Here is a 22,228-nt window from a genome sequence, read left to right as displayed (position 1 = left end):
ATTGTTTATTAAATCATCCTTTTTTGCGTAGCGATAATATTGCCGGCAATTCGGGGTTTTAATACGCAGAAATATTGCTAAAAATTTTTGTTAATTAACGTTTGCACTGAACAACCCACTGTGAACGCCGGCTGCGCTGGTGCTCAGCTTTCTGCTGTGAAAAGTCTGATTTCCTCTTTGCCGACAATTTTATTTACGGTGACGTCGCGCATACTCACATAAAAATGGCCGGGCGCTGTGATGCAAATAAACAGGGGGGATTGTGCCTGAATATGTCATTTCTTCCGCAACGGCCACCACGCAATATGTGGCTGAAAACCTTTATGATACCGCTGAGACACAATGGCAGCCGGATAATCATGATGTTCGCCAAAGTGTGCCGGACATGCAGGGCGCCTTTCGGGGAATGTTATGGCAGATGACGGCAAATATCGCCAGCCATACCTTCAGCAACGTGTTTGAAGGTTACGCGGATGCGGCTGAGGTTTGGCAACATCTGTTACGTACCGATGCCCAGGCGCTCTCCTGGGATGCATTGTTACGCCAGACAGCGGAAGGCGTTCTGCATCATGATGCACTGTTACCCGCGGCGGTGCGTGAGCCTGCGCGAGAAAGTGCACAGTTTATTCTGCGTTTTGCCGATTTTTATCAGGATGCCGTTACCCTTTTCGGGGGCCGTGAGCTGACGGATCTGTTGACGCGCTATGCCGATATTCTCCCGCAAGTGGAAGGCAAAGCCGCGCAAGATTTGTTATTCATTTTGCAAAACGCAGACCATCTGCGTCAGGGCACCTTACCGCAACGATTACACCTGTTGCATGACATTCTTGGTCATGACCTGCTGCAGTCGCTCCCGTTAGTGTCACAACTGCGTGCCAATGTCGCCACCATTATTCGCGCAGCCGGCTACTGGCAAATGGCGGAAACGCTATGGGAATCCACCTCGCAGATCAGCGCCAGCAACGCACCGGTGACCGAGAAATTGACGCGCATTGCCGCACTGCTTTTACGCCAGCGGGCGTTATTACCCGCGGAATGGCAGAGCGCCATTGACGTTATCAGCCAGACGCAGCGCCAGGTGGCCGACTTGCTCGCGCAGCCCGGAGACAGTGATATCTCTATGTTAATACGCGCCCGTCAGGTGATGCAGTCGCTGACCGATCTGGTCAACACCTCTGCCATATCTGCGCTTTTGCCTGCGGTGATGCGTGACAGCATAGACGGTTTATTGCGTCAGGGGCGGTTGATTGTCGGCGCGCTGGATGGTCTGTTTTCCACTGAGAGTACGCAGGGCTTTGAGGCGTATCTGGCGCAAACACTGGCGCTCAGCGATGCACTTGCCCCGGAATTGCTGGCACCTTTGCGCGCGCTGGCAACGCAGATCCGCGCGGTGATCGCACCTATGCACGACAGCAATTTTCCTGCCTGGCCCGAACCGGCATCCCCGGCGGCGGTACTGAACTGGCTACAGCAGATACTGATGCAGCCTGCATTTCACGACACGGTGTTGCCCCTTTTGCCGGAAGGATATCGGCAGGCACTGACCAGCGCACTGCATTTGAGTCAGCAGGCCGGGACGTTTCCGGTGCAGGGCGCAACAGGTGAACAACTTCAGTGGCTGATCAGGCAGGTACAGAACCCGGATTTGCGGCAACTGATGGCGCAGGCAGGTTTAGAGCCTTACCTCAAATCCCTGACCACGCAGCTGAGCGGCGATCTTTCCGCCGAACTGTTTGCCCTGTTTTTGCAGGTTATCAATCCGGAACAGTCCCTGTCCCAACGGTTAGGTAAGCTGGTGAGTGGTCTTTTTCGCCGCGGCGCGTTGTCAGAAGCGGTAAGTCAGGGCCTGGGCGCCGGATTGCGCTGGTTGCCAGGCGGCCAGGTGCTGGCGCCGCTGTGGCGGCTGGGCGTTCACTGGTATCAGCGTACCCTGCTGGCACCCACATGGGCAGAAACGCTGCACAATTTTTTGCAGGTGGTGCAGGACGATTTATCGGGCAATGTACTGGTGATGGATTTGGTCGCCCACCTGACCGGAGTGATGCCGCCCTCAGCAGCAGAAGCGATGCGCACACTTCATACTATCCATGCTTTCCAGCTCCAGCGCGATCTCACCACCCCGGATGACACGCTGCGCTGGGTTCTCTCCGGTATGCAGCACTACCCCGAGCTGCAAGCCTGGTATCAAAACTACCTTAATTTAACGCTGGTCTGGTCGGTGAAAAAAATCCTCGATACGCCGGATGTACGCCTGCAGCAGCAGGAAGTGGCGCACTTGCAGGCGCGCCTGGCGGAGCCAGAATGGCGGGTGTGGCCGGGTGTCGGCCAACTCTCTGCGTTATTGCCATTATTGCCGTTGTTGCCGGCTATCCGCGAAGAACTGGGCGACCGCACCCTGCCAACAGGGCATTCGTGGCTGGAATGGAGCGGGGCGGTCGCCGATATTCTCGCGGCCAGCGAACACCCGGCTCTGCGTCAGTTACGGCAACAACTGGAACAAAATATTGAGACATGGATCAGCGAGACCCTGCTGCAAGGGGTAGCTGGCGCAGCGCAGACAAGGTTGCTGACCTCGCGCAGATTGCCGGAAAGCTGGAGCAGTGCAGGGATGTCCCATGAAGGCATGCAGGTAGAGGGTGATGTCTATATTAGCGGCGGAGAACGGTTCATCCGCGATGAGGGACGTATGTATCGCGTGGAGCCTGATACTGTGCCCGGTGTATTGCGGCTGATAAAACCCGGTGAAACGCATGCCAGTGGGGGATCGCCACGTATTGTTCGTGAGGACGGGCGCTGGCGCATTGATCTGCGTCCTGCTGCTGGCCTGCCGGGGGGCAGTCCGGGGTGGGGGGCTGAGATGGCAGGCGGTATTGTTCGCTTGAGCGAGCATGATATGGACTGGCTGGCCTCGGAGGAGACGCAGCGGGTGGCGAAAGTTGCCACGGGCGTGGGACTGGGGATCTGGTGGCTGGGCACGTTATATGCGTTCTGGCGAAGTTACCACCAGGGCGCACGCACCGCTTATCACGCTGCACCGCAAGAGGTTACGCCTGCGGAGCCGGAAGCTCCTTCGCATGAAACAGCCGCACGGTTACTGAACCGAACGACAGCAGAAACCGTACTGGATATCGACGAGCCGCAACGGACTGAGGCAACGGGCGGGCGCTGGCAGCGCGCCGGAAGGCTGGGGCGTCAATATGCTGTACCGCTAGGTATGACGGCATTGGGGGCGATTTCCAGCGCCGCTTATTTACAGTGGGTATTGCGAAACCCTGAACAGGAGAGCCTGACAGAAGAAGACTTAACGGCGCTGCGCACCATGCTGGCACAAAGACACGATCAGATCGTTATCGACATGCCTGTGCCGGATAAGGCAGCACTCTCTTCGCGAACCGGTCAACGCAGGTTACTGGCCGATGAGGCGCCTGTATTGTCCCCTCAACAGGAAAAACAACAACGCTGGCCACCGTTACCGCGCTCATCGGCGATTGATGCGGCGCTGGAACAAAAAGTCCGCGAAATCTTTCCACCGCCAGGCACGCCAGAGGGTTTTGTTGCTGATTACAAAGCCGAAGTCGGTGATGAAAAATTGTATTTATATAACGGCCTGCGTTATGTATTTATTGCCGATAGTTACCGTTATATTGACCTTTATATCAACAGCCCGCGGGGGATCACTGCGCGGCTATATGCCACACCGTCTTTATATGATGAAGGCAATGCCTCGCTATCGATTATTTTCAGGCCTGAAGCGCAGAAATGGTTCCTGAATTCATCAGAGAGTGAATCGTCCACGGCGGACGTGACGACAGAGGCGACAGAGGCGACAGAGGCGACAGAGGCGACAGAAAAAATTACGCGAACTTCAGCCTCCATGCAATTAACAAAACTGGCAGGAGCCTGGCAGGCGGATAAAGCCTTTCAGTACACACAGATGGTGCCGGGCCAGGAGGGTGAAATTTATCAGGACGATAAATTGTATATTTTCCTGCACGGGCAATACTGGCCATTTACCTTCGTCAGCGACGACATTGGGGCGATAAATTATGGTGCAGGTAGGGCTTATGTCAGGCGTAGCCAGGAACAATGGGATATGGCGACGACGCTTCGACCCATGCCCATGCCCGGCGCATCCGTTGTTTCGCCTGCGATCGAGGAGCGTGTTGAAAAAGAGTTCGACCCCAGCAAAGCCTGGCAGCCCGCCTTCGGTGATTTTATAACGTCAAAAGAAAAAGGGATTTACAACACCGCATCCGGTAACGAAACCTGCATCTACGTTGCCACCAACTTTTGGCCGATAGTCATCCAGAACTCAGATTCGTCCTCCGGGCCTGCCGGGAGTGGGGTGATTTATGAAAAGCCTAATGACAGCACAGCGAAAAAGATTTTCATTTTTAAAGATCGCGCCAGAGGGCTATGGGAGGACCTGGATCAAACTCCAACAAAAGGAACCCGGGAACGCCCTAAGAATACCACCGCATCCGCATGGTTACTGGAAGAGGCCCGGCTCTGGGATATTGATATTACAAGCAAAGATTTTAATCCATCCCTGGAGGGGAGTGGTGGAATATACCGACAGCCGAATGGCGATCTCTATATTTATTTGAATAAATCCTGGTGGCCATTTGTTTTGTCTGGCGGCAATATTGGTGTGATTGCTGTTAAGAAAAATGGCAAGCCAGCCAATGTCGTGGTACATAATTATAATGGTGTCTGGGAATATGCCGGGGAAAGTCAGGTCGAAACGCCCCTTGCCATCAGCGATTTTCTCGAAAAATTAATGATCAATACCACTCTGGGTAAAGAAACACGTCTTGCACTCTTTCAGGCACTCGACGGGCATGATTTTATTAGCTGGAATATGTTGTTGCAATTGCTTATGCAGATTATCGACCAGGAGTTTTTTCGTCTGTATACCCAACCCGATAACGAAAAACTAAAAGAGGTGATATTGCTTAAAAGCAAAATAGCACGTATGCAACAACAAATGCGCTATGTAGAACCGCTACCATCAGTTACGTCTAAAAATGAGTGGAATAATGCATTGCTGGATACTTACTATAATGCATTTTCAACGGGACTTATTGATGCAACGGATATCTACGCAGCCTGGCATTCCCGGCAGGTGTCGCAGGATGTGGCCAATAAGAAGAAAACCCTGGACAGTTACAATATAGATAAAAAAATTTCAACATTAAATAATGAAATTATTGATGCTTCTAATGAATTAAAAAAACATATGCATGACATCGATAATGAATTTATTCCCCCAGACGGAAGTGTGACGTTATCACTTGCCAATGCTGTACGGGAAAAACTTAAAATATTATTATCAAAGAAAGTACAACTTGATGAAACTGCAGCGCATATCGATAGTAAAATTTCTGAGTATAATAAAAAAATTTTATTCCATAATGAAAAATATAAAATATATGATCAAGGCCTTTCGCTTGCAAAAAAAACACTAGGTCATGATTTGCTCAGTGCTGACGATAAAAGCAAAACCTCATTGGCGACAGAACAGGCAATTATGACGCTGGCACTTCAGGAGGTGAGTATTGTTATAAAAGAGCGAGCAGCATACACTGAGAAAGAGCTGGAAGATCTGAAAACGATACGGATCGCCAGAGATCTGGTCATCAGGATGTCTGAGCAGCAAAGCGCCTTTCATTCAATGGTGAATCGCTTAACATTTATTGGTGTTGAGAAGCATACGCTTGCTAATAATTACGCTGATATTGTTTGGGTAAATGAACAAGCAGATAAAATATATAAAAATAACCTCTCATTACAGGAGGGGGCAGAAATTGCTTCTTTTCTTGCTCCCTCTCTGTATTGGCTTTTAAAGAATAAAAAACAAGTCAGCGATCTGCATGGTCAGGATATCACGAAAATAATGGATGATTATTATTCTGATGTTTATCGTCTTAATCCCTTGACACAGGTGGATAAAATACCTGAAGGCTATACCTCGCTCTCGAATATGTTAGGCAGTGACTATTTTGCTGAGCAGACGGATTACAATAAGCAGTTCACCGTCTATAAAGAAAAATACAGTGCCTATGATGCCAGTGAACTTGCCAGGAATGTCTTGCTCTTTTCCGGTTTATCGCTTACCGACATGCTAAAGAGAACAAAGAAAAGGCTACGTTTTGAAGTGAAAACCACCGATACTGATTCTGACAGGATGCCGGGGGAATTACTTTTTATTCAACTTCAGGATGACAGATGGATTTTTTTCTCGCTCTTTCCTGGTGCGATTTTTAGCAAAATATTTACCGCTAAAGAAATGCAGAGTAACGTTTTTTTGAAAGAAATCTCTGAACTGAAACCCACTGCAAAATTCAGCTTCGATGAATATCTTGACCTTTACTCAAATACCTTTCTTAAACAACATGCCGGAATGGGGATGGGGATTTTTAACGCCCGTTGGGCAGCAGTGAGTGAACATTTGATAAAACCGACGCTTTATAGCCCCGACAGTGGTTTGAGTTATCCCTCGCCGTTTCTGGAAAAAAGTAATTATGGCATTATCTATCACGAAAATCTTAACGCAACCCAACCCGATGATGATGTGGTTTCGTTATTGAATACCAGCCTTGGTGATGTATTAAAAAATTCTGCGGAGGCTCGTCGCAAAGAACTTTACACACCATCATTGATGCAAAAAATTGCCTTTGTATTGGTGCCTTTTTATCATGAAATTTATCACACCATGACCAATCCCGAATATGAAGTGGATTTGAATTCCATTCTCATTGATGTGGTAGGGGTGGTTTTCGTAGCGGTGAGTGCAGGTATACAAATAGCCACAGTAATTCATCGGATGAAGTCAATAACAGAGTTACTACGACAGGGGGTAAAAAACGGTTTAAGCGGCAAGATATTACAGTTGTATGTAATAAAAGAAATCGCTAAAGATGCCGCTTTTAGCGCGCTTAAAATAACAAAAATCAGTATAACGGCGCTGATCGACCTTATTGATCCGCTGGCGATAAAAGAGATCTCAACATTCACCATTCATCATTTTAATAAATCAAAAAATCTTCGCTTGCTTATCCCCGATGCAACACCAGCGGCACAGGTTCGGGGGATTAATAAAAAGTATGCCCGTGCGGATGTTTCACTCGATGATATGCAAAAACAGATGCTAAACGGAGGCGAAGTTTATTCCCCCTCCAGTTTTGAGTCGGGCCGTAAAGAGTATTATATCGCCGCTGATGGCGATGTTTATCAAGTGAGGTGGGATGATAGTGCGAATACCTGGCGTACAATGGATCCCAAAAATCCAGGGCGTTTCGCTTACGGTGAGCCGGTGGCCTTTGAAACGGGAGAATGGAAAATCAACAAGGCGTATGGCGGGCTGCGCGGAGGCGGTAAAGTCATACAAGAAAACAGCAATGTAGTGATGGAAATCCAGCAAATAAGGCGGGGATTGAAGGAAGAAAAGGTACTGGAAAATCTAAGTGGTGGCACGGAGTTTAAGGCGGATGATATGCTGGAAAAACTCAAAGAGGTAGGAGAAATTGCACAATCCATCGCTCATCCTAAGGGTAAATGTGAATATGTTTCTTCCTATGTTGCATTATTTCTCATAAAAGAGAAATTTAAGAATATACGCTATCGAGGTATGGCGTTTTTTATAAATGGTTTCGATAAATCTCCGTTAAACCATTACGTTGTTGTTGCCAGAAAAGTTGAAGGAGGACCTGATTATGTTTTCGATCTTACGGCTGCTCAATTTGGCGGTATATATCACGAGCTTAATGGGCCAATTATTTTGCCGGAAGAAGTGTGGGCGCAAAAATATGCCAACCTCACCAGTCGGAGCCTGATTAAATACGGCGATTACAAGGATCGGGCTTCTGCAGTCACAGATTTCGGTCCCTACAGCAATTACTTTTACTATGGGCCTAACTCCCTGATCCCGAATGCCTGGGTACTTTTACGACCGAACTGGTATTACCCTGGTGTCAATATGGCTGAAGCTGCAGCCGGGGTGCGCAAAACGGTCTCTTCTCCGGGACTGGGTTTTCCTAACGCGGTTAGGGCTGCTGCCCGGCGTGGCATGTTCAACACATTTGTTTCGGATGTGAGCTGGGATTACGCGGTCGATGTGCTGGAAAATGCTGAATTACTGAGTCGTGGGCCCGCTGAAGAGTTGCGTAAGGGTATTAAAAGGATGGTTAGTGAGCGCAGTTCAGGCACAACCAGAGTGAGTATGCAAAGTTTATTTTCCCGCACACAGCCTATTGAGAACAGTGAAAACTTGTTGCGAGTGCGGCAAGGAGATCTGCTGTTGTTCAATACCGTTGATCCTCATCTTCCCGACGCTGGTAGTCAGCCTTTTCATATTATGGTGGGGATTGGAAATGGACGGTTTACCGGTGTTAAAAACAGTGTGTTGGATCCCGCGCTGGGGGACAGCAAGAAAATCATCACCGCTGAGCAGTTAGGCGAGTTTAAGGAAAACGCCTTTCGACGCAGAGGCGGAGATACCGCAGCGGATATACAGCTTATTGCCGCTGAGCCCAGGGGGATTGTCAGAGACGAGAGTGCAACGCTCTTCGAACTGGCGGAACAGGCCATGGCATCAACGGAGGATACGCTCAGCGCGTTAAACGCCTCGACTGAACTTTTGTGGAAATCCGGTGAGTTTGCCCCTGAGCAGATGATTGCCTTAAGAACCCATTTAACACCTCTTTTGAAGTTCAGCTCCCAACAAACGGGCGGAGAGATAACGCGTTCGGTAAATCAATTCTTCATTGCCTCTGAAAATGTGGGTAACAGTGCAGACCTCGCAGCCCTGCCAAAGGGCAAAATGGTCATCTTCGGCGATCCAGGCAGTACGTCCTTCTCCGCCCATCATCTGATGTACAGCCTTGGCGAGGGGAACTTTATGATGGTCAACCCTACGTTGTTGGATCCACGACTAAAAAGCACGAATGCGTTGGTCAAGGCAAACCAGTTCCCGGACGATCTCTTTAGCAAATTTGGTGTGCAGGCAGGCGAGCTTTCATTAAGCGATTTGCGAATGACGTCGCTACTTGGTCGTGATGCGAGCTTCTTTGCCGAAGGGCCCAAATTAACGATAAGACTTCATGGCGCGGCGTCTAACGTCAACTATATGGACGCTAATGAGCTTTCGGAAGTGATCAAAGGGATGGCGCTACGGGAACAACCGCCTATCAAGCTGGCAGGCATCCGGGAAATTCATCTTGAATCCTGCTTTGGCGCCTTTGGCCGGTTACCCACCGGGAAAGCGCTGGCTGCATTACTGGACAAAAAAGTGGTGGCTTATCCGCTTCGTTTCAGTGAAAAAATACGCAATAACCCCTCTATCCTGAACCGTGCCAGAACCTATCTTCCCGGTGAGTTGTCGCATGCCGAGCGGGTAAAAATAGCCGAGCAAAACAGTCTTAATCACGATTTCTGGAATAAACTGCTGGCACGATACCGGGCAGCTAAATCAAAAATTGTTAAGCGTGAAGCCGATCCGTTTACCGACCTGATTAACAACGTTGCAGATTTTGTGAATGGTGATATTGATGAGCGCGTATTCATGGAGGAGTATCCGGCATATCTTAATGGACTTTACGCCACGCGTGATGAGTTCGACGATCTCTGTAGTGGTGAGATAAATAATGCTGAAGATTTTGCTGAACGTTGTATGGATATTCTCACGCTGAGTGCCTGGTCTGCCGACTTGCTGGATAAATATCTGGGCGGGACGGGAAGTGCTTCATGAATGCATTTTCTGCGTTCATATTATTTTTTTATCATTTTTGACAATATTTCTGCTGCTCATTCGTCTACTTCATCACAAGCCATTTTTTGTTATGAGGTAAATGAAGATGAGAGAGTTTGACATGCGCGAAGGTCGTCACGGCCACGGTTTTGGTGGTCACCGGATGGTTAAACCCGTGATTATGGGCCTGGTATTTCTGGTCGTACTTGGCCTGCTGGTAATGTCGCTGTGGAATGCATTGCTTCCGGCCATACTGGGCGTAAAAAGCATCGGTTTCTGGCAGGCGTTAGGTTTACTGGTGCTGTGCCGCATCCTTTTTGGCGGTCTGGGATTCCGGCCCGGGATGTTTGGTATGCGCCGCCGGATGCATGAGCGCTGGATGCAAATGACGCCTGAACAGCGAGAAGAGTTTGTTCGCGCGCGCCGCGAAGGCTTTGGGCGGCATGGCCATCGCGGGCACTGTGGCTGGCACGGCTGGCAGGAAGAGAATGCCCCGCGCCCGCAGGAAGGAGAGCGCGAGCCTAAAACAACGGATCAACCATGAGTGCAACGAAACCCGGTGCGCCAGAGTCGTTGTTGATGTCAGCGATCGGCGCCTGTCGATCGCGACTGAATGCGTTCATCCGTCGGCGTACCGCGCGGGATGATGCCGACGATATCCTGCAGGAAGTGACCTATCAGTTAATGAAAGTGGAACAGCCGGTGGAAAATATCGCTGCCTGGCTGTTCCGCGCGGCGCGGAATGAAATTGTCGATCGCGGGCGTAAAAAAAAGGAACTGCCGTTTTCTGGTTTATTTGCCAGCGATGAGGAGGGCGATTTCCCGGAGGATGAACTGGCGGAAACGCTGTTTGGTACGCCGCAAACCCCGGAGGACGAGTACCTTAAAATCCTGCTTTGGGAGGAAGTCGCCGTAGCGTTAGAGGAACTGACCCCGGAGCAACGGGAGGTTTTCGAGAAAACGGAACTGGAAGGGTACAGCTATAAAGCGTTGTCAGCGGAGAGCGGCGTGAGTGTGCAGACACTGTTATCACGTAAACATAAAGCAGTGCTCTATTTGCGCAGCCGGTTGCGCTCTGTTTATGATTCTCTCACCGACGAATGAACAGGGTGCCCTGACGGTGACGGATGACGATCTCAACACACTACTGAAAGATAAGACCGATTATCGCAAACGGCTGCATCTGGTTACGTTGTTGCGCGGGGAGGAGAGTGCGCGAAGTTCCGCGGCTCTGGTCTACCTGGCGCAGCATGATTTTGTTTATCAGGTGCGGATCGCGGCATGGCGCGTTGCGCAGGAACGAAATATCGCCTGCACCATGCCGCAGCCCCGCCCGCGCTATGCCATCATGCTGGAAAAAACACTGGAGCGGGTTAAACGCCTGTTCAAAGCTGCCGCTGATTTCAGTTTAAATTGGCTGCCTTAGCCTCTCTGTCTCACGTTTTGCATGAGAAAACGTGACGATTAGGTGATAACATCTTGTTTTCGTGAGGAGGCGAGCAATGTTAAAACATCTTATGCTTACCGGGGTTGGCCCCGCGACAACGTTTGGGCCAGTGGAATTTTCGCCACGGCTCAATTTCATCACTGGCGATAATGGCCTGGGTAAAAGTTTTCTTCTCGATATTGCATGGTCTTCTCTGACACGGACCTGGGCTCGCAATAGCCAGGCTGTTCCGTTTCCTGGCGTGAAAAAATCGACTATCTCCTACAGCTACAGCAAAACGACCACCGGTCACGTTGAAGAAAAAATCAGTTTCCGTAAAGAAGATCAGAGCTGGCAATGGCCCCTTAAGAAGGGACGACCGGCGATCCCCGGCGTGGTGATTTATGCCGGCGTTGATGGCAGCTTCAGCGTGTGGGATCCCAGCCGTAACTATTGGCAGGATGATGAGGCAAGCTCCCGTGCCCGCTCTTTTGATTTCTCTCCCAAACAAGTGTGGGAGGGGCTTAATGGGCCGGATGGCATGACATACTGCAATGGACTGATCAGCGACTGGGTTCTGTGGCAAAGTCGTTCCGATCCGGCTTTTAATGATCTGATCAAAGTGTTGAGCGTGCTTTCGCCTTCCGCTACCGAGCAGTTAACGCCGGGCGATCCGGTGCGGTTTGGGTTTGATGTTAAAGAGTATCCTTCCCTGCGTATGCCTTACGGTCAGGATGTGGCCTTATTAAATGCCTCAGCCGGCATGCGCCGGATTGCTGCACTGGCTTATCTGCTGGTGTGGACATGGAAAGAGCATTTGCTGGCAAGTGAACGAACCGGACGTAATAAAGCCAAAGAAGTGATCTTCCTGATTGACGAAATTGAGTGCCATCTGCACCCGCAATGGCAGCGTCGCGTGGTACCGGCATTACTGGAAGTTATGCAGGCCTTAACCGGCAAAAAGGTGGCGGTGCAGTTAATTGTTGCTACCCACTCGCCGTTGGTGCTGGCTTCGGTTGAACCTACTTTTGATGAGAGTCTGGATAAAGTATTCAACATCAAACTTGAAAATAACGAAGCCAAAATCAGCGAAGAGGCATGGGCAAAACAGGGAGATGTGGCGAACTGGCTGGTTTCTGATGTATTTGGTCTGCAGCAGGCCCGCTCGGTGGAAGCAGAGCAAGCGATTGAAGCTGCAGAGGCCTTAATGCGTGGCGACATGGATGCCCTGCCAGAAGGTCTGCGTTCGAAAGAGGCGATCAATAAGGCATTGAAACGGGTGTTGGCCGGGCATGATGATTTTTGGCCCCGCTGGCTGGTAGAAACCAGACAAGTACCCGGAACCTGAGCCGCCCATCATGATAAAAATTGATCGTTCAGCGTTTGATGAACCCGACAATTTTGACGAAAAATGTCGCCAGAAAGGTGCGCAGTGGCTGCTGGATCATCCGAAGGCGAGCCGCCCTAAGGGTAATCGCAGGCCGAAAGATTTCTGGTCACCCTTTAAAGGCGCGCTGGCAACGGCGTCGAAAGATTTATGCGCTTACGGCGCGATGTATGAACCCGCGGGCACGGTCGATCATTTTGATTCGGTGGATAACAACGAATCACTGGCCTATGAATGGACTAACTATCGGTTCTCCTCCGGCTGGATTAACAGCAGTAAAAACAAAGCGACGACAATCCTCGACCCGTTTATTGTTGAAGACGGCTGGTTTGAGATCCTGCTTCCTTCATTGCAGTTGGTGACCGTGCCTGCGAACATTCCGGAGCAGTACAAGCAGATAGCCGAGGCTACGTTGACACGGCTCCACTTACGTGACGACGAACGCGTGATCCGCCAGCGCAGGAAGTGGCTGGCAATGTTTCAAAGCAATAAGCTCACGCTTGATGGTCTGCATGAAATGGCCCCACTCATTGCCCGGGCGGTGGAAAAACAGCGCCAGCAGCAACAACTGGCGCAAACGGTGGAAATACCCGCCGAAGAGGGCGGTTAACTGCCGCTAATACGCGTTAACCGCCCCAGCGGCTTTTGAGGTAGTTGACGGCTTGCTGTGTTTGCGGCTGATTGAGGAAATCCTCACGGAACAGAATCGTGCCGCTGATTTGCGGTACCGACTCGTTAAGATCGAGTTGTTTTTTCAGCTCAGGCACGCCGCCCTGTACTGTCCAGTCAGGCTCTTTGGTCGAGGGTTCCCCCACTTTATACAACGCCACGCCAATATAGAGGCGGGTTCTGGTCGGTTTGACCACCTCTGACCACCACTTCGCCAGCACATCGTAACGGGCGGCATCACGCGAAAAAGGCCAGTACAATTGGGGCGCAATGTAATCCAGCAACCCCATTTGCACCCAGCGGCGCGTATCGGCATAGGATTCATCATATGCCGCTGCGCCGCGCGTATCGGAACCGGCGGGATCGAAAGAGCGGTTACGCCATACCCCCGCCGGACTGACACCAAATTCCACGTTCGGATTGAGTTGTTTAATTGTCCGCGACACCTGTTCAATCAACTGTTGGGTATTGTTACGCCGCCAGTCTGCTTTTGAGGCAAATCCCTGCCCATATTGGCGGAACGTATCGTTGTCGTTCAGCTTTGATCCCGGCGTTTCTGTATAGAAGTAATCATCGAATTGCACGCCATCCACCGGATAGCGCGACACCACCTCAGCAACGATACTGGTGATCCAATCCCGTGCTTCAGGAATGCCCGGGTCGAGCACCAGCCTGTCGCCCGCGGTGCGGATCCAGTCGCGGTGCAGGACATACACACTGGCCGGATGCAGCGACAATGTCTGGTTCAGTTCCGCAAGCGTGGAGGGTTTGATGTTGACGGCAACCCGGTAAGGATTAAACCAGGCATGCACTTTCATGCCACGTTTGTGGGCTTCATCAAGCATAAATTGCAGCGGATCGTAGCCTGGATCTTCGCCAATCCTGCCTGTCATCATATCTGACCACGGCAAAATTTTTGATGACCACAGCGCCGTACCGTCCGGCTTGACCTGGAAAAAGACAGTGTTAATGCCGAGTGCCTGCAGTTTATCCAGCTTCTGTTTGAGTGCTTGTTGTTGCAGGTTAATACGCACGGCAGCGCTGCAGCCATTGACCGAAGCCAGCGGCGGCCAGTCCAGACGGGAAACCGTTGTCAGCCAGACGCCGCGCACGGGTTGCTGGCTTTTTTGCGCCTGCGTGGGGAGCGGCTGTTTGGCAACCGGCGGCAGGGGCGTCACAAGCGAGTGGGGTGGTCTGGAGGTGCAACTGGCGAGGAAAAGCGCAGTGGCAATCAGCACGCCTGACTTTTGTAGCGACATCGGAGTATTAGTCCTTAATAGCGCGACTATGGATCCACGGGTTAAAGGTGGCGTCATCCGTTTTTGCCGGCGCCGGGTCCGCCAGCGAGTCAAGATACAGCGCTTCGACTTCGGCGCGCGCCCAGGGCGTCCGTCGCAAAAACTTCAGACTGGATTTAACGCTTGGATCGTTTTTAAAGCAATTGATATTGATGCGTTTACCCAGTTCCTGCCAGCCATAACGGGCAACCAGCGCGTTGACTTGCATTTCGAGGGTCACGCCGTGCAAGGGATCATTTGAGTGATGAGCGGCCATGTTGGCTCCAATAATATGCGTTCTGCGCTGGCAGCTTAGCGCGGCTGGCCCGTGCGGGCGAGCAGTAAAACCACTCGCCCGGAAGTCGCCGTTATTCGAACAGGCTGTGATGCAACGTTTTGACGGCGCTGTCGGCCGCGTCTGCGGGGAGCAGCACGCAGAGATTGTGATGAGATGCACCATGGCAAATCATCCGCACCGGGTGTTGCGCCAGTTCAGAGAAGACACTCTGACACACGCCGGAGGCCTGCGAGAGCGTATTACCGATCAGCGTCACCAGTGCCAGCCCGGTTTCTACCTCGACACAGCAGTGCGAAGATAATTCGGTGAGCAGCGAGGTGGTTAAGGTATCGGCTTCACCTGAGGTGGCGCTGGTGGCGTTGAGGATCAGGGCAATACTGGTTTCCGAGGTGGTCACCAGATCCATCGCCACATGGTGGCGCGACAGGATGGTGAACATTTCAGCCAGGAAAACATGCGCAGGCTGGGTATGCGGGCTGCGTAATTTTAACAGCGTCTGATGACGGCGAACGGCCAGCGCGCGGTACAGCGGCGGGTTATCGGCGTCGCGACAGACCAGCGTTCCGCCCGCCGCAGGATTTTTGCTGGAGCCGACGAACACCGGGATATTCTGGCGCATGGCAGGCAGTAAGGTCGCCGGGTGCAACACTTTGGCACCAAAGGTCGCCATTTCGCTGGCTTCTGAAAATGAGATCCTGTCGATACGCTGCGCCTGTGGAACGATCCGTGGGTCGGTGGTAAAAATACCTGCCACATCGGTCCAGATATCAACCCGCGCTGCCTGCAATGCTTCGCCGAGCAGGGAGGCGGTGTAATCGCTGCCGCCACGACCGAGCGTGGTGGTATGCCCCTTTGCATCGCTGCCAATAAATCCCTGGGTGATCACCAACGCATGGTCGGTGCGCGGGCGCAGCTGTTTTTCCGCCAGTTGCGCAATGGCGAGAATTTCGGGTTGTGCGCAACCGTAACCATCGTCAGTGCGGATCACTTTTCGGGCATCGAACCATTCGGTTTCTACGCCGCGTTCTCGCAGCACTTCTACAAACAACAGGGATGACATCAGTTCGCCGTGGCTGACCAGCGCATCGCTGAGCGCTGTCGACGGGGCATTAAATGCGGTTTCTGCAAGGCGGCTGATGTTGTCGATCAGATGATCGATCTCTTCGCCAATCGCCGCAGGCTGTTGCAGGCGAGAGATGATGTTGTACTGGATGGTGCGCAGGGTTTCAATCTTGTCCAGTCGGTCGCGACTTTCCAGACCTGAAGCGAGTTCTACTAACAGATTCGTGACGCCAGCGGAGGCAGACAGGACAACCAGACGAACAGCGTTATCAGCAAGGATAAGGTTGGCGCTACGGCTCATCGCGTCAAAATCAGCAACACTGGTGCCGCCAAATTTGGCAACGACGATAGGGGAATAAATGCGTGTCATAACAATCTCATATCAGGGCGCCATCAGGGGATGGCATGAAAATTTTCATTCTCGGCATAAGGGAAGGTACCCGGCGGGAGAGGATCTCCACGTATCCGGCGGCCTGCGCCTTACGAAATGTCCGCCCGCGAACATTTCTGATTACAACCCAGAAGCTGGCTTCTGTTGTCGGTAGCCTGTCTTGCCTCTCACAAGTTACCGGGTGTGATGCACGTTAGTGGTTTATAATTTTGTGATTCCTTGTCTCATGAGCAGCGTTTTTTTACCCGTTGCGCCTTACGGGGAATTTTTCCGCGGGCATAGTAAGTGATTTAACCCGCCGGATCGATATATTCCTTTAGGTTTGACTTAAGCCGATTGTAAATTCACATAATTAAAACACCATCGACATAAAAAATGATGCGAATCATGATGTTGTTTACAATTCATTCACTGCAAAGCGCGTAACAGAAATGGTTACAATTCCTGCAACGCGGAAAATTGCCTGGAATATATTTTTCCTTTTGATTTTAAAGGGAAAACACCTAAAAAAGCCTGCAAAAATAAAATATTGAGTCCGCTGCTAAAACAACATATATTAGCCGCGATTTTTATAACCCCCTTAAACCTTTATTCAACCCGGTGTTAAACCTATCCGCGGTTGTAGGAGTGATATGATGACGGATAAAGTCCGTATTGATACTTTGAACGCTAATTCATTACCGCAACGCAATGAAACCTTCTTAGCAAGACAAGCCGAGTTTGAATCCAATGTCAGGAGTTATCCGCGCAAATTGCCGCTGGCGATCGCCAAAGCGCAGGGCGTTTGGATCACTGATGTTGAAAATAATCAATATCTTGATTGCCTGGCAGGCGCCGGAACGCTGGCGCTGGGTCATAACCATCCCGAAGTGCTTCAAAGCATTCAAAGTGTCATTACCAGTGGCTTACCGTTACATACGCTCGATCTGACCACGCCGTTAAAAGATGAGTTTTCTGCTTATCTGCTGTCGCTGTTGCCGGGTGAAGGCAAAGAGTATTGCCTGCAATTTACCGGTCCTTCCGGTGCCGACGCCGTTGAAGCCGCGCTGAAACTGGCGAAAAAAGTAACCGGCCGCTCCGGGGTAATCAGCTTCTCTGGCGGTTATCACGGTATGACGCATGGCGCGCTTTCCGTGACCGGCAACCTGTCGCCGAAAGAGGCTGTTAACGGCATGATGCCAGAAGTGCAGTTTATGCCGTACCCGCATCAGTACCGCTGCCCGCTGGGTATTGGCGGTGAAGCTGGCGTTAAAGCATTAACCTATTATTTCGAAAACCTGATCAACGACGTTGAAAGCGGCGTTCGTAAACCGGCTGCTGTTATTCTTGAAGCGGTGCAGGGTGAGGGCGGGGTGAACCCGGCGCCGGCAGAGTGGCTGCAACGCATCCGCAAAGTGACGCAGGAGCATGGCATTCTGCTGATCATCGACGAAGTGCAGGCCGGCTTTGCCCGTACCGGTAAGCTGTTTGCCTTTGAACACGCCGGGATTGAGCCAGACATTATTGTGATGTCGAAAGCGGTTGGCGGTGGTTTACCGCTGGCAGTACTGGGCATTAAGAAGCAGTTTGATGCCTGGGCACCGGGTCATCACACCGGGACTTTCCGCGGCAACCAGTTGGCGATGGCGACGGGCCTGACCACGCTGAAGATCCTGAAAGACGATCGTATTGCCGACAAAGTGGCCGTACAGGGCGAGTGGCTGAAAGCGAAACTGGCTGAACTGCAAAAACGTTACCCGGTTATCGGTCACGTACGCGGTCTTGGTTTGATGATTGGTATTGAAATCGTTAAGCCGAATGAAGCGCAGGATCATATGGGTTGTTTCCCGGCGGATGGCGAACTCTCTGCGCTGTTGCAGAAAAAATGCTTTGAAGCGGGTCTGATCCTGGAACGCGGTGGTCGCAACGGTTGTGTGCTGCGTCTGCTGCCATCCTTGCTGATCAGCAATGCCGAACTGGAAATTTTCCTCGACAAGTTCGAAAGCGCGATGCTGGCTGCCGGCGTTAAACCTGTTTAATCGGAGTAGACATGTCTGATTTAAATCCGATTCTGTCAGGATCAGCGCCAAGTATTGCCGCCTACCAGGATGCAATCGCGCAAAGCACCAAAGCCGTTGTGCAATGGTTGCAGCAACCTGAAATGTATCAGGGCAAGACCGTTGAGCAACTGCGCGAGCGCATTCAGCTGGAATTCACCGCGCAGGGCCTGGGTAACCAGGCCGCCATTGAGCGTGCCGTTGAATATTTCCTGAAAGACAGTCTTTCTGTTCACCATCCACAATGTGTGGCTCACCTGCATTGCCCGAGCCTGGTGATCAGTCAGGCGGCGGAAGTGTTGATCAACGCTACCAACCAGAGCATGGATTCGTGGGATCAAAGTCCGTCTGCAACGATCATTGAGATCAAATTGATCGAATGGCTGCGCGAGCAGGTTGGTTATCAGGCGGGCGATGCCGGTGTCTTTACCAGCGGCGGTACGCAGAGCAACCTGATGGGCCTGATGCTGGCGCGCGATGCGTTTTTTGCCCGTCAGGGTCACTCGGTTCAGCAGCACGGTCTGACCGGTAATCTCAGCAAAATCAAAGTGCTGTGTTCTGAGAATGCCCATTTCTCAGTGCAAAAGAACATGGCGCTGATGGGGCTGGGCTACCAGTCGGTTACGCTGGTGAAAACCGATGCGGTTTCGCGTATGGATCTGAACGACCTGCGTGAGAAACTGGCGCAGGCGAAAGCCAACGGCGAACACGTGATGGCGATTGTCGCGACGGCAGGCACTACCGACGCAGGCGCGATCGATCCCCTGGCGGAGATCGCGGCGCTGGCGGCGGAGCAGCAAATCTGGATGCACGTCGATGCAGCATGGGGCGGTGCGCTGCTGCTCTCTGAGAAGTATCGCCACTATCTGAACGGCCTTGAGCTGGCGGATTCCGTGACGCTGGACTTCCACAAGCAGTTCTTCCAGACCATTAGCTGCGGCGCATTCCTGTTAAAAGATGCCCGTCATTACCAACTGATGCGTTACCAGGCTGCCTACCTGAACTCTGACTTTGACGAAGAGCATGGTGTGCCAAATCTGGTGTCGAAGTCACTGCAAACAACGCGTCGTTTTGATGCCCTGAAATTGTGGATGGGTCTTGAAGCATTGGGTAAAAAGCAGTACGCCGAAATCATCGATAATGGCGTGACGCTGGCCCGGCAGGTGGCGCAGTTTGTTGAACAACAACCGCAGCTGGAATTGGTGATGCAACCGCAACTGGCCAGTGTGCTGTTCCGTTTCCAGCCAGGAAATGCAGACACTGCAGCAATTGCGTTGTTGAACCAGCGGATTGGCGATGCGTTGCTGGCTTCTGGCGCGGCGAACGTGGGCGTGACCGAAGCCGACGGCGTGACCTGTCTGAAGCTGACGCTGTTGAACCCGACGGTAAACCTTGAAGATGTGAAGATCCTGCTGGCAAGCGTCGAAGCCTGTGCGCAGGAATTACTGAACGCGTAATTCACGCGAAGGTGTTCAAAAGCCGACAGCTCATGCCGTCGGCTTTTTTTATGCCCAGTGAAAGTGCAGGGGGCCGGGTCAGTTCGTGCAAGGATAAATCAACATTGCGAGCCAGTGTGTCGTGGCTCTTCTTGCTGGCAATCTCGATAGCCGCATGCTAATCGCCACGGAGTCACAGATGGATTTGCACCGGAATAGTCGGGGCAATCGAACGGCGCCGGCTTCTCTGAACAGGCGTGGCTCTGGAAACAGCGACCCTTTGCAAACGTATTTCGCCAGACCCGGAGCTGCGGGGCCGCAATAAAATCGCAGGGCTTTCCCACAAGAAAGCTGTAAAGAAAGCGGCAGTATTAACCCGAACGGGGTGGGTGCTGAGACAGGGAAATCTGCGGATCGGCTAGCAAGGCCATGCAAAGACAGAGAGACTGCGCATTCAGATATGCCATTTAACATAATATACATTATGCGCACTAAGGTGGATTGACGCACAATCCGGTGTTCGGTGGCCATCAATCTGCTGGTCACCATGTGCAGTAATCTGTTGATTAACGCCCCGACTGGCGTTCCTTGATGAAACCGCATTTGCCACACATCGTCATCACTCTTCACCCATAAGGATGTCCGCCATGTCTGACTGAATATGTCGCCTCGCTCGTCGACGCGGAAGCTTCGGTACGTCAACAACACGCTCGTTGCACTCAGCTCGGACAATGCGAAATCTGTGCTGTGAATATACTGGTCATTATCTTCTGCGATGAGCGCGTCGATCACTTGCTGCCTGTCATAGCGTTTTCCTGAGCGGCCGATTTCAAAAAACTCGCGGTGCAATATTTTACTGAGTATGTCGTCCCGGCGACGTGTTTCCAGCCGGTGCAACTGCTGCTCACATTGCATCAGCCGATCCCGTAAATTTAATCTGGTGCTCAACGCGCTTACTCCCTGGTTCACTGGTGTTGATGAATCGCCGCGGGATTGATCACCTGTGTCATGTCGCCGGCAAAAAATCGTTCAATATTGCGGAATGCCGTTTCGAAATATAACGTGTAGCTTTCCTGCTCCACATAGCCCAGGTGTGGCGTGCACAACACATTCGGCAGCTGTAATAAAGGATGCGCTGGATCGTAAACAGGCTCCTGCTCAAAGACATCCAGCGCGGCAAAACCAGGCCTGCCACTCTGCAATGCTTTATATAGCGCTCCCGGCGCAACCAGTTCCGCCCGGCTGGTATTGACAAATCGCCGCGGGATTGATCACCTGTGTCATGTCGCCGGCAAAAAATCGTTCAATATTGCGGAATGCCGTTTCGAAATATAACGTGTAGCTTTCCTGCTCCACATAGCCCAGGTGTGGCGTGCACAACACATTCGGCAGCTGTAATAAAGGATGCGCTGGATCGTAAACAGGCTCCTGCTCAAAGACATCCAGCGCGGCAAAACCAGGCCTGCCACTCTGCAATGCTTTATATAGCGCTCCCGGCGCAACCAGTTCCGCCCGGCTGGTATTGACAAATCGCCGCGGGATTGATCACCTGTGTCATGTCGCCGGCAAAAAATCGTTCAATATTGCGGAATGCCGTTTCGAAATATAACGTGTAGCTTTCCTGCTCCACATAGCCCAGGTGTGGCGTGCACAACACATTCGGCAGCTGTAATAAAGGATGCGCTGGATCGTAAACAGGCTCCTGCTCAAAGACATCCAGCGCGGCAAAACCAGGCCTGCCACTCTGCAATGCTTTATATAGCGCTCCCGGCGCAACCAGTTCCGCCCGGCTGGTATTGACAAATAACGCGTCCGTTTTCATCAGTGACAGGTCCGCTAACGTAATATTCGCCTCTGTGGCGGCGACCAAACGCTGATGAATAGTGACAACGTCACTTGTAGCAAAGAAGCACTCGCGGCTCGTGGGCACGGCAAAACCATCCTGCCTCGCCTCCTCCTGTGCCCGTTCACTGCCCCAAACCTGCACCTGCATGCCGAATGCTTTCGCATAAGAAGCAATGAGCTTGCCGATTTTGCCGTAACCGAGAATACCCAGGGATTGTTTATGCACGCAGCGCCCCAGCTCAGCCTGCCACTGGCCCGCACGCATGGCCTCCACCGCAGCAATGAACTTCCTGCGGGACGCCATGATCAACAACCAGGTTAATTCGGCAGGTGCAACCGGCGACCCGACGCCTTCAACCACCGCCACCCCGGCGCGGGTACAGGCGTCAATATCAATATTGCGCGCCACTTTACCCGTCTGGCTGATTAACCGGAGTTGCGGCATGGTCTGCAGGAACGCCGCATTCACTTGCGTGCGTTCACGAATCAATATTAGCGCCTGCGCTGTGGGGAGTAAGTGGGCTGCTCTGGGATCGTGATTCAGGTCGTCCAGCACCGAAAAATGGTAATTTTCGCTGTCTTGCAGGCAGGGAAGATTTACTGTAACGCATTGATAATCATCAGGAACACAAACGTGAATCGTCATACACATT

14 protein-coding genes and 1 pseudogene are annotated in these 22,228 nt (G+C 51.8%); 8 read left to right on the top strand and 7 right to left on the bottom strand.

The genetic code is table 11. From position 1 onward, the window contains the following. Positions 1 to 262 precede the first annotated feature (262 nt). The 6 genes from ACUY4S_RS12520 to ACUY4S_RS12495 all read left to right on the top strand — a co-directional run bounded on the left by ACUY4S_RS12520 (position 263) and on the right by ACUY4S_RS12495 (position 13,171). On the top strand, positions 263 to 9,748 hold the full coding sequence (locus tag ACUY4S_RS12520) for a hypothetical protein (protein ID WP_458022351.1): 9,486 nt from the start codon (positions 263 to 265) through the stop codon (positions 9,746 to 9,748). Between the two features lie 106 nt (positions 9,749 to 9,854). Continuing rightward, on the top strand, positions 9,855 to 10,292 hold the full coding sequence (locus ACUY4S_RS12515; RefSeq protein ID WP_458022350.1) for a hypothetical protein: 438 nt from the start codon (positions 9,855 to 9,857) through the stop codon (positions 10,290 to 10,292). Continuing rightward, on the top strand, positions 10,289 to 10,852 hold the full coding sequence (locus ACUY4S_RS12510) for an RNA polymerase sigma factor (protein ID WP_312686315.1): 564 nt from the start codon (positions 10,289 to 10,291) through the stop codon (positions 10,850 to 10,852). The genes ACUY4S_RS12515 and ACUY4S_RS12510 overlap by 4 nt, the downstream gene beginning before the upstream one ends. Beyond that, on the top strand, positions 10,830 to 11,174 hold the full coding sequence (locus ACUY4S_RS12505) for a hypothetical protein (RefSeq protein WP_312686316.1): 345 nt from the start codon (positions 10,830 to 10,832) through the stop codon (positions 11,172 to 11,174). Before ACUY4S_RS12510 ends, ACUY4S_RS12505 begins: the two co-directional genes overlap by 23 nt. Before the next feature lie 76 nt (positions 11,175 to 11,250). Next, positions 11,251 to 12,522 (top strand): AAA family ATPase, encoded by a 1,272-nt coding sequence (locus tag ACUY4S_RS12500; protein ID WP_312686318.1) that lies wholly within the window; start codon positions 11,251 to 11,253, stop codon positions 12,520 to 12,522. A gap of 10 nt (positions 12,523 to 12,532) precedes the next feature. Continuing rightward, positions 12,533 to 13,171, top strand: coding sequence for a hypothetical protein (locus ACUY4S_RS12495; RefSeq protein ID WP_312686319.1), 639 nt, complete (start codon positions 12,533 to 12,535; stop codon positions 13,169 to 13,171). A gap of 16 nt (positions 13,172 to 13,187) precedes the next feature. Here ACUY4S_RS12495 and ACUY4S_RS12490 read toward each other — a convergent pair whose 3' ends face one another. The 3 genes from ACUY4S_RS12490 to lysC form a co-directional block, all read right to left on the bottom strand. Further along, on the bottom strand, positions 13,188 to 14,489 hold the full coding sequence (locus tag ACUY4S_RS12490; protein WP_458022349.1) for a glycoside hydrolase family 10-like protein: 1,302 nt from the start codon (positions 14,487 to 14,489) through the stop codon (positions 13,188 to 13,190). 7 nt (positions 14,490 to 14,496) lie between these two features. Further along, positions 14,497 to 14,784 carry a VF530 family protein gene (locus ACUY4S_RS12485; protein ID WP_312686323.1) on the bottom strand — a complete coding sequence of 96 codons (288 nt, stop codon included), beginning with the start codon at positions 14,782 to 14,784 and terminating at the stop codon, positions 14,497 to 14,499. Positions 14,785 to 14,875: 91 nt separating this feature from the next. Beyond that, entirely contained in the window at positions 14,876 to 16,237 is a 1,362-nt protein-coding gene (gene lysC, locus ACUY4S_RS12480) for a lysine-sensitive aspartokinase 3 (protein WP_312686325.1), read from the bottom strand. A 653-nt stretch (positions 16,238 to 16,890) separates the two neighbouring features. Between lysC and ACUY4S_RS12475 the strand changes: the two genes are divergently transcribed. Both ACUY4S_RS12475 and ACUY4S_RS12470 read left to right on the top strand, forming a co-directional pair. Next, positions 16,891 to 18,276, top strand: coding sequence for a diaminobutyrate--2-oxoglutarate transaminase (locus tag ACUY4S_RS12475; RefSeq protein ID WP_312686327.1), 1,386 nt, complete (start codon positions 16,891 to 16,893; stop codon positions 18,274 to 18,276). An 11-nt stretch (positions 18,277 to 18,287) separates the two neighbouring features. Continuing rightward, positions 18,288 to 19,751 carry a pyridoxal phosphate-dependent decarboxylase family protein gene (locus ACUY4S_RS12470; protein WP_312686329.1) on the top strand — a complete coding sequence of 488 codons (1,464 nt, stop codon included), beginning with the start codon at positions 18,288 to 18,290 and terminating at the stop codon, positions 19,749 to 19,751. 78 nt (positions 19,752 to 19,829) lie between these two features. Here the strand turns inward: ACUY4S_RS12470 and ACUY4S_RS12465 are convergent, their stop codons facing one another. The 4 genes and pseudogenes from ACUY4S_RS12465 to ACUY4S_RS12450 all read right to left on the bottom strand — a co-directional run bounded on the left by ACUY4S_RS12465 (position 19,830) and on the right by ACUY4S_RS12450 (position 22,221). Then, positions 19,830 to 20,645 (bottom strand): nuclear transport factor 2 family protein, encoded by an 816-nt coding sequence (locus tag ACUY4S_RS12465; RefSeq protein ID WP_458024219.1) that lies wholly within the window; start codon positions 20,643 to 20,645, stop codon positions 19,830 to 19,832. A 50-nt stretch (positions 20,646 to 20,695) separates the two neighbouring features. Further along, a complete protein-coding gene (locus ACUY4S_RS12460) occupies positions 20,696 to 20,932 on the bottom strand; it encodes an NAD(P)-dependent oxidoreductase (RefSeq protein ID WP_458024218.1) in 237 nt (78 codons plus the stop codon). Between the two features lie 4 nt (positions 20,933 to 20,936). Continuing rightward, a pseudogene (locus tag ACUY4S_RS12455) lies at positions 20,937 to 21,260 on the bottom strand (NAD(P)-dependent oxidoreductase); the annotation flags it as partial. Beyond that, positions 21,211 to 22,221 carry a D-2-hydroxyacid dehydrogenase family protein gene (locus ACUY4S_RS12450; RefSeq protein ID WP_458024217.1) on the bottom strand — a complete coding sequence of 337 codons (1,011 nt, stop codon included), beginning with the start codon at positions 22,219 to 22,221 and terminating at the stop codon, positions 21,211 to 21,213. The pseudogene ACUY4S_RS12455 and the gene ACUY4S_RS12450, both read right to left, overlap by 50 nt. Positions 22,222 to 22,228: the final 7 nt, after the last annotated feature.

The sequence above is a fragment of the Kosakonia beeri genome, from assembly GCF_054165705.1.
Note: the sequence above shows the minus strand (reverse complement) of the source record. Positions and strands in the feature narration are given on the sequence as shown.

Bases quoted from the DNA above. Each gene is read 5' to 3' on its own strand.
- ACUY4S_RS12515 (WP_458022350.1), top strand. From the start codon at position 9,855: ATGAGAGAGTTTGACATGCGCGAAGGTCGTCACGGCCACGGTTTTGGT.
- ACUY4S_RS12510 (WP_312686315.1), top strand. From the start codon at position 10,289: ATGAGTGCAACGAAACCCGGTGCGCCAGAGTCGTTGTTGATGTCAGCG.
- ACUY4S_RS12505 (WP_312686316.1), top strand. From the start codon at position 10,830: ATGATTCTCTCACCGACGAATGAACAGGGTGCCCTGACGGTGACGGAT.
- ACUY4S_RS12500 (WP_312686318.1), top strand. From the start codon at position 11,251: ATGTTAAAACATCTTATGCTTACCGGGGTTGGCCCCGCGACAACGTTT.
- ACUY4S_RS12495 (WP_312686319.1), top strand. From the start codon at position 12,533: ATGATAAAAATTGATCGTTCAGCGTTTGATGAACCCGACAATTTTGAC.
- ACUY4S_RS12490 (WP_458022349.1), bottom strand. From the start codon at position 14,489: ATGTCGCTACAAAAGTCAGGCGTGCTGATTGCCACTGCGCTTTTCCTC.
- ACUY4S_RS12485 (WP_312686323.1), bottom strand. From the start codon at position 14,784: ATGGCCGCTCATCACTCAAATGATCCCTTGCACGGCGTGACCCTCGAA.
- lysC (WP_312686325.1), bottom strand. From the start codon at position 16,237: ATGACACGCATTTATTCCCCTATCGTCGTTGCCAAATTTGGCGGCACC.
- ACUY4S_RS12475 (WP_312686327.1), top strand. From the start codon at position 16,891: ATGATGACGGATAAAGTCCGTATTGATACTTTGAACGCTAATTCATTA.
- ACUY4S_RS12470 (WP_312686329.1), top strand. From the start codon at position 18,288: ATGTCTGATTTAAATCCGATTCTGTCAGGATCAGCGCCAAGTATTGCC.
- ACUY4S_RS12465 (WP_458024219.1), bottom strand. From the start codon at position 20,645: ATGCAATGTGAGCAGCAGTTGCACCGGCTGGAAACACGTCGCCGGGAC.
- ACUY4S_RS12450 (WP_458024217.1), bottom strand. From the start codon at position 22,221: ATGACGATTCACGTTTGTGTTCCTGATGATTATCAATGCGTTACAGTA.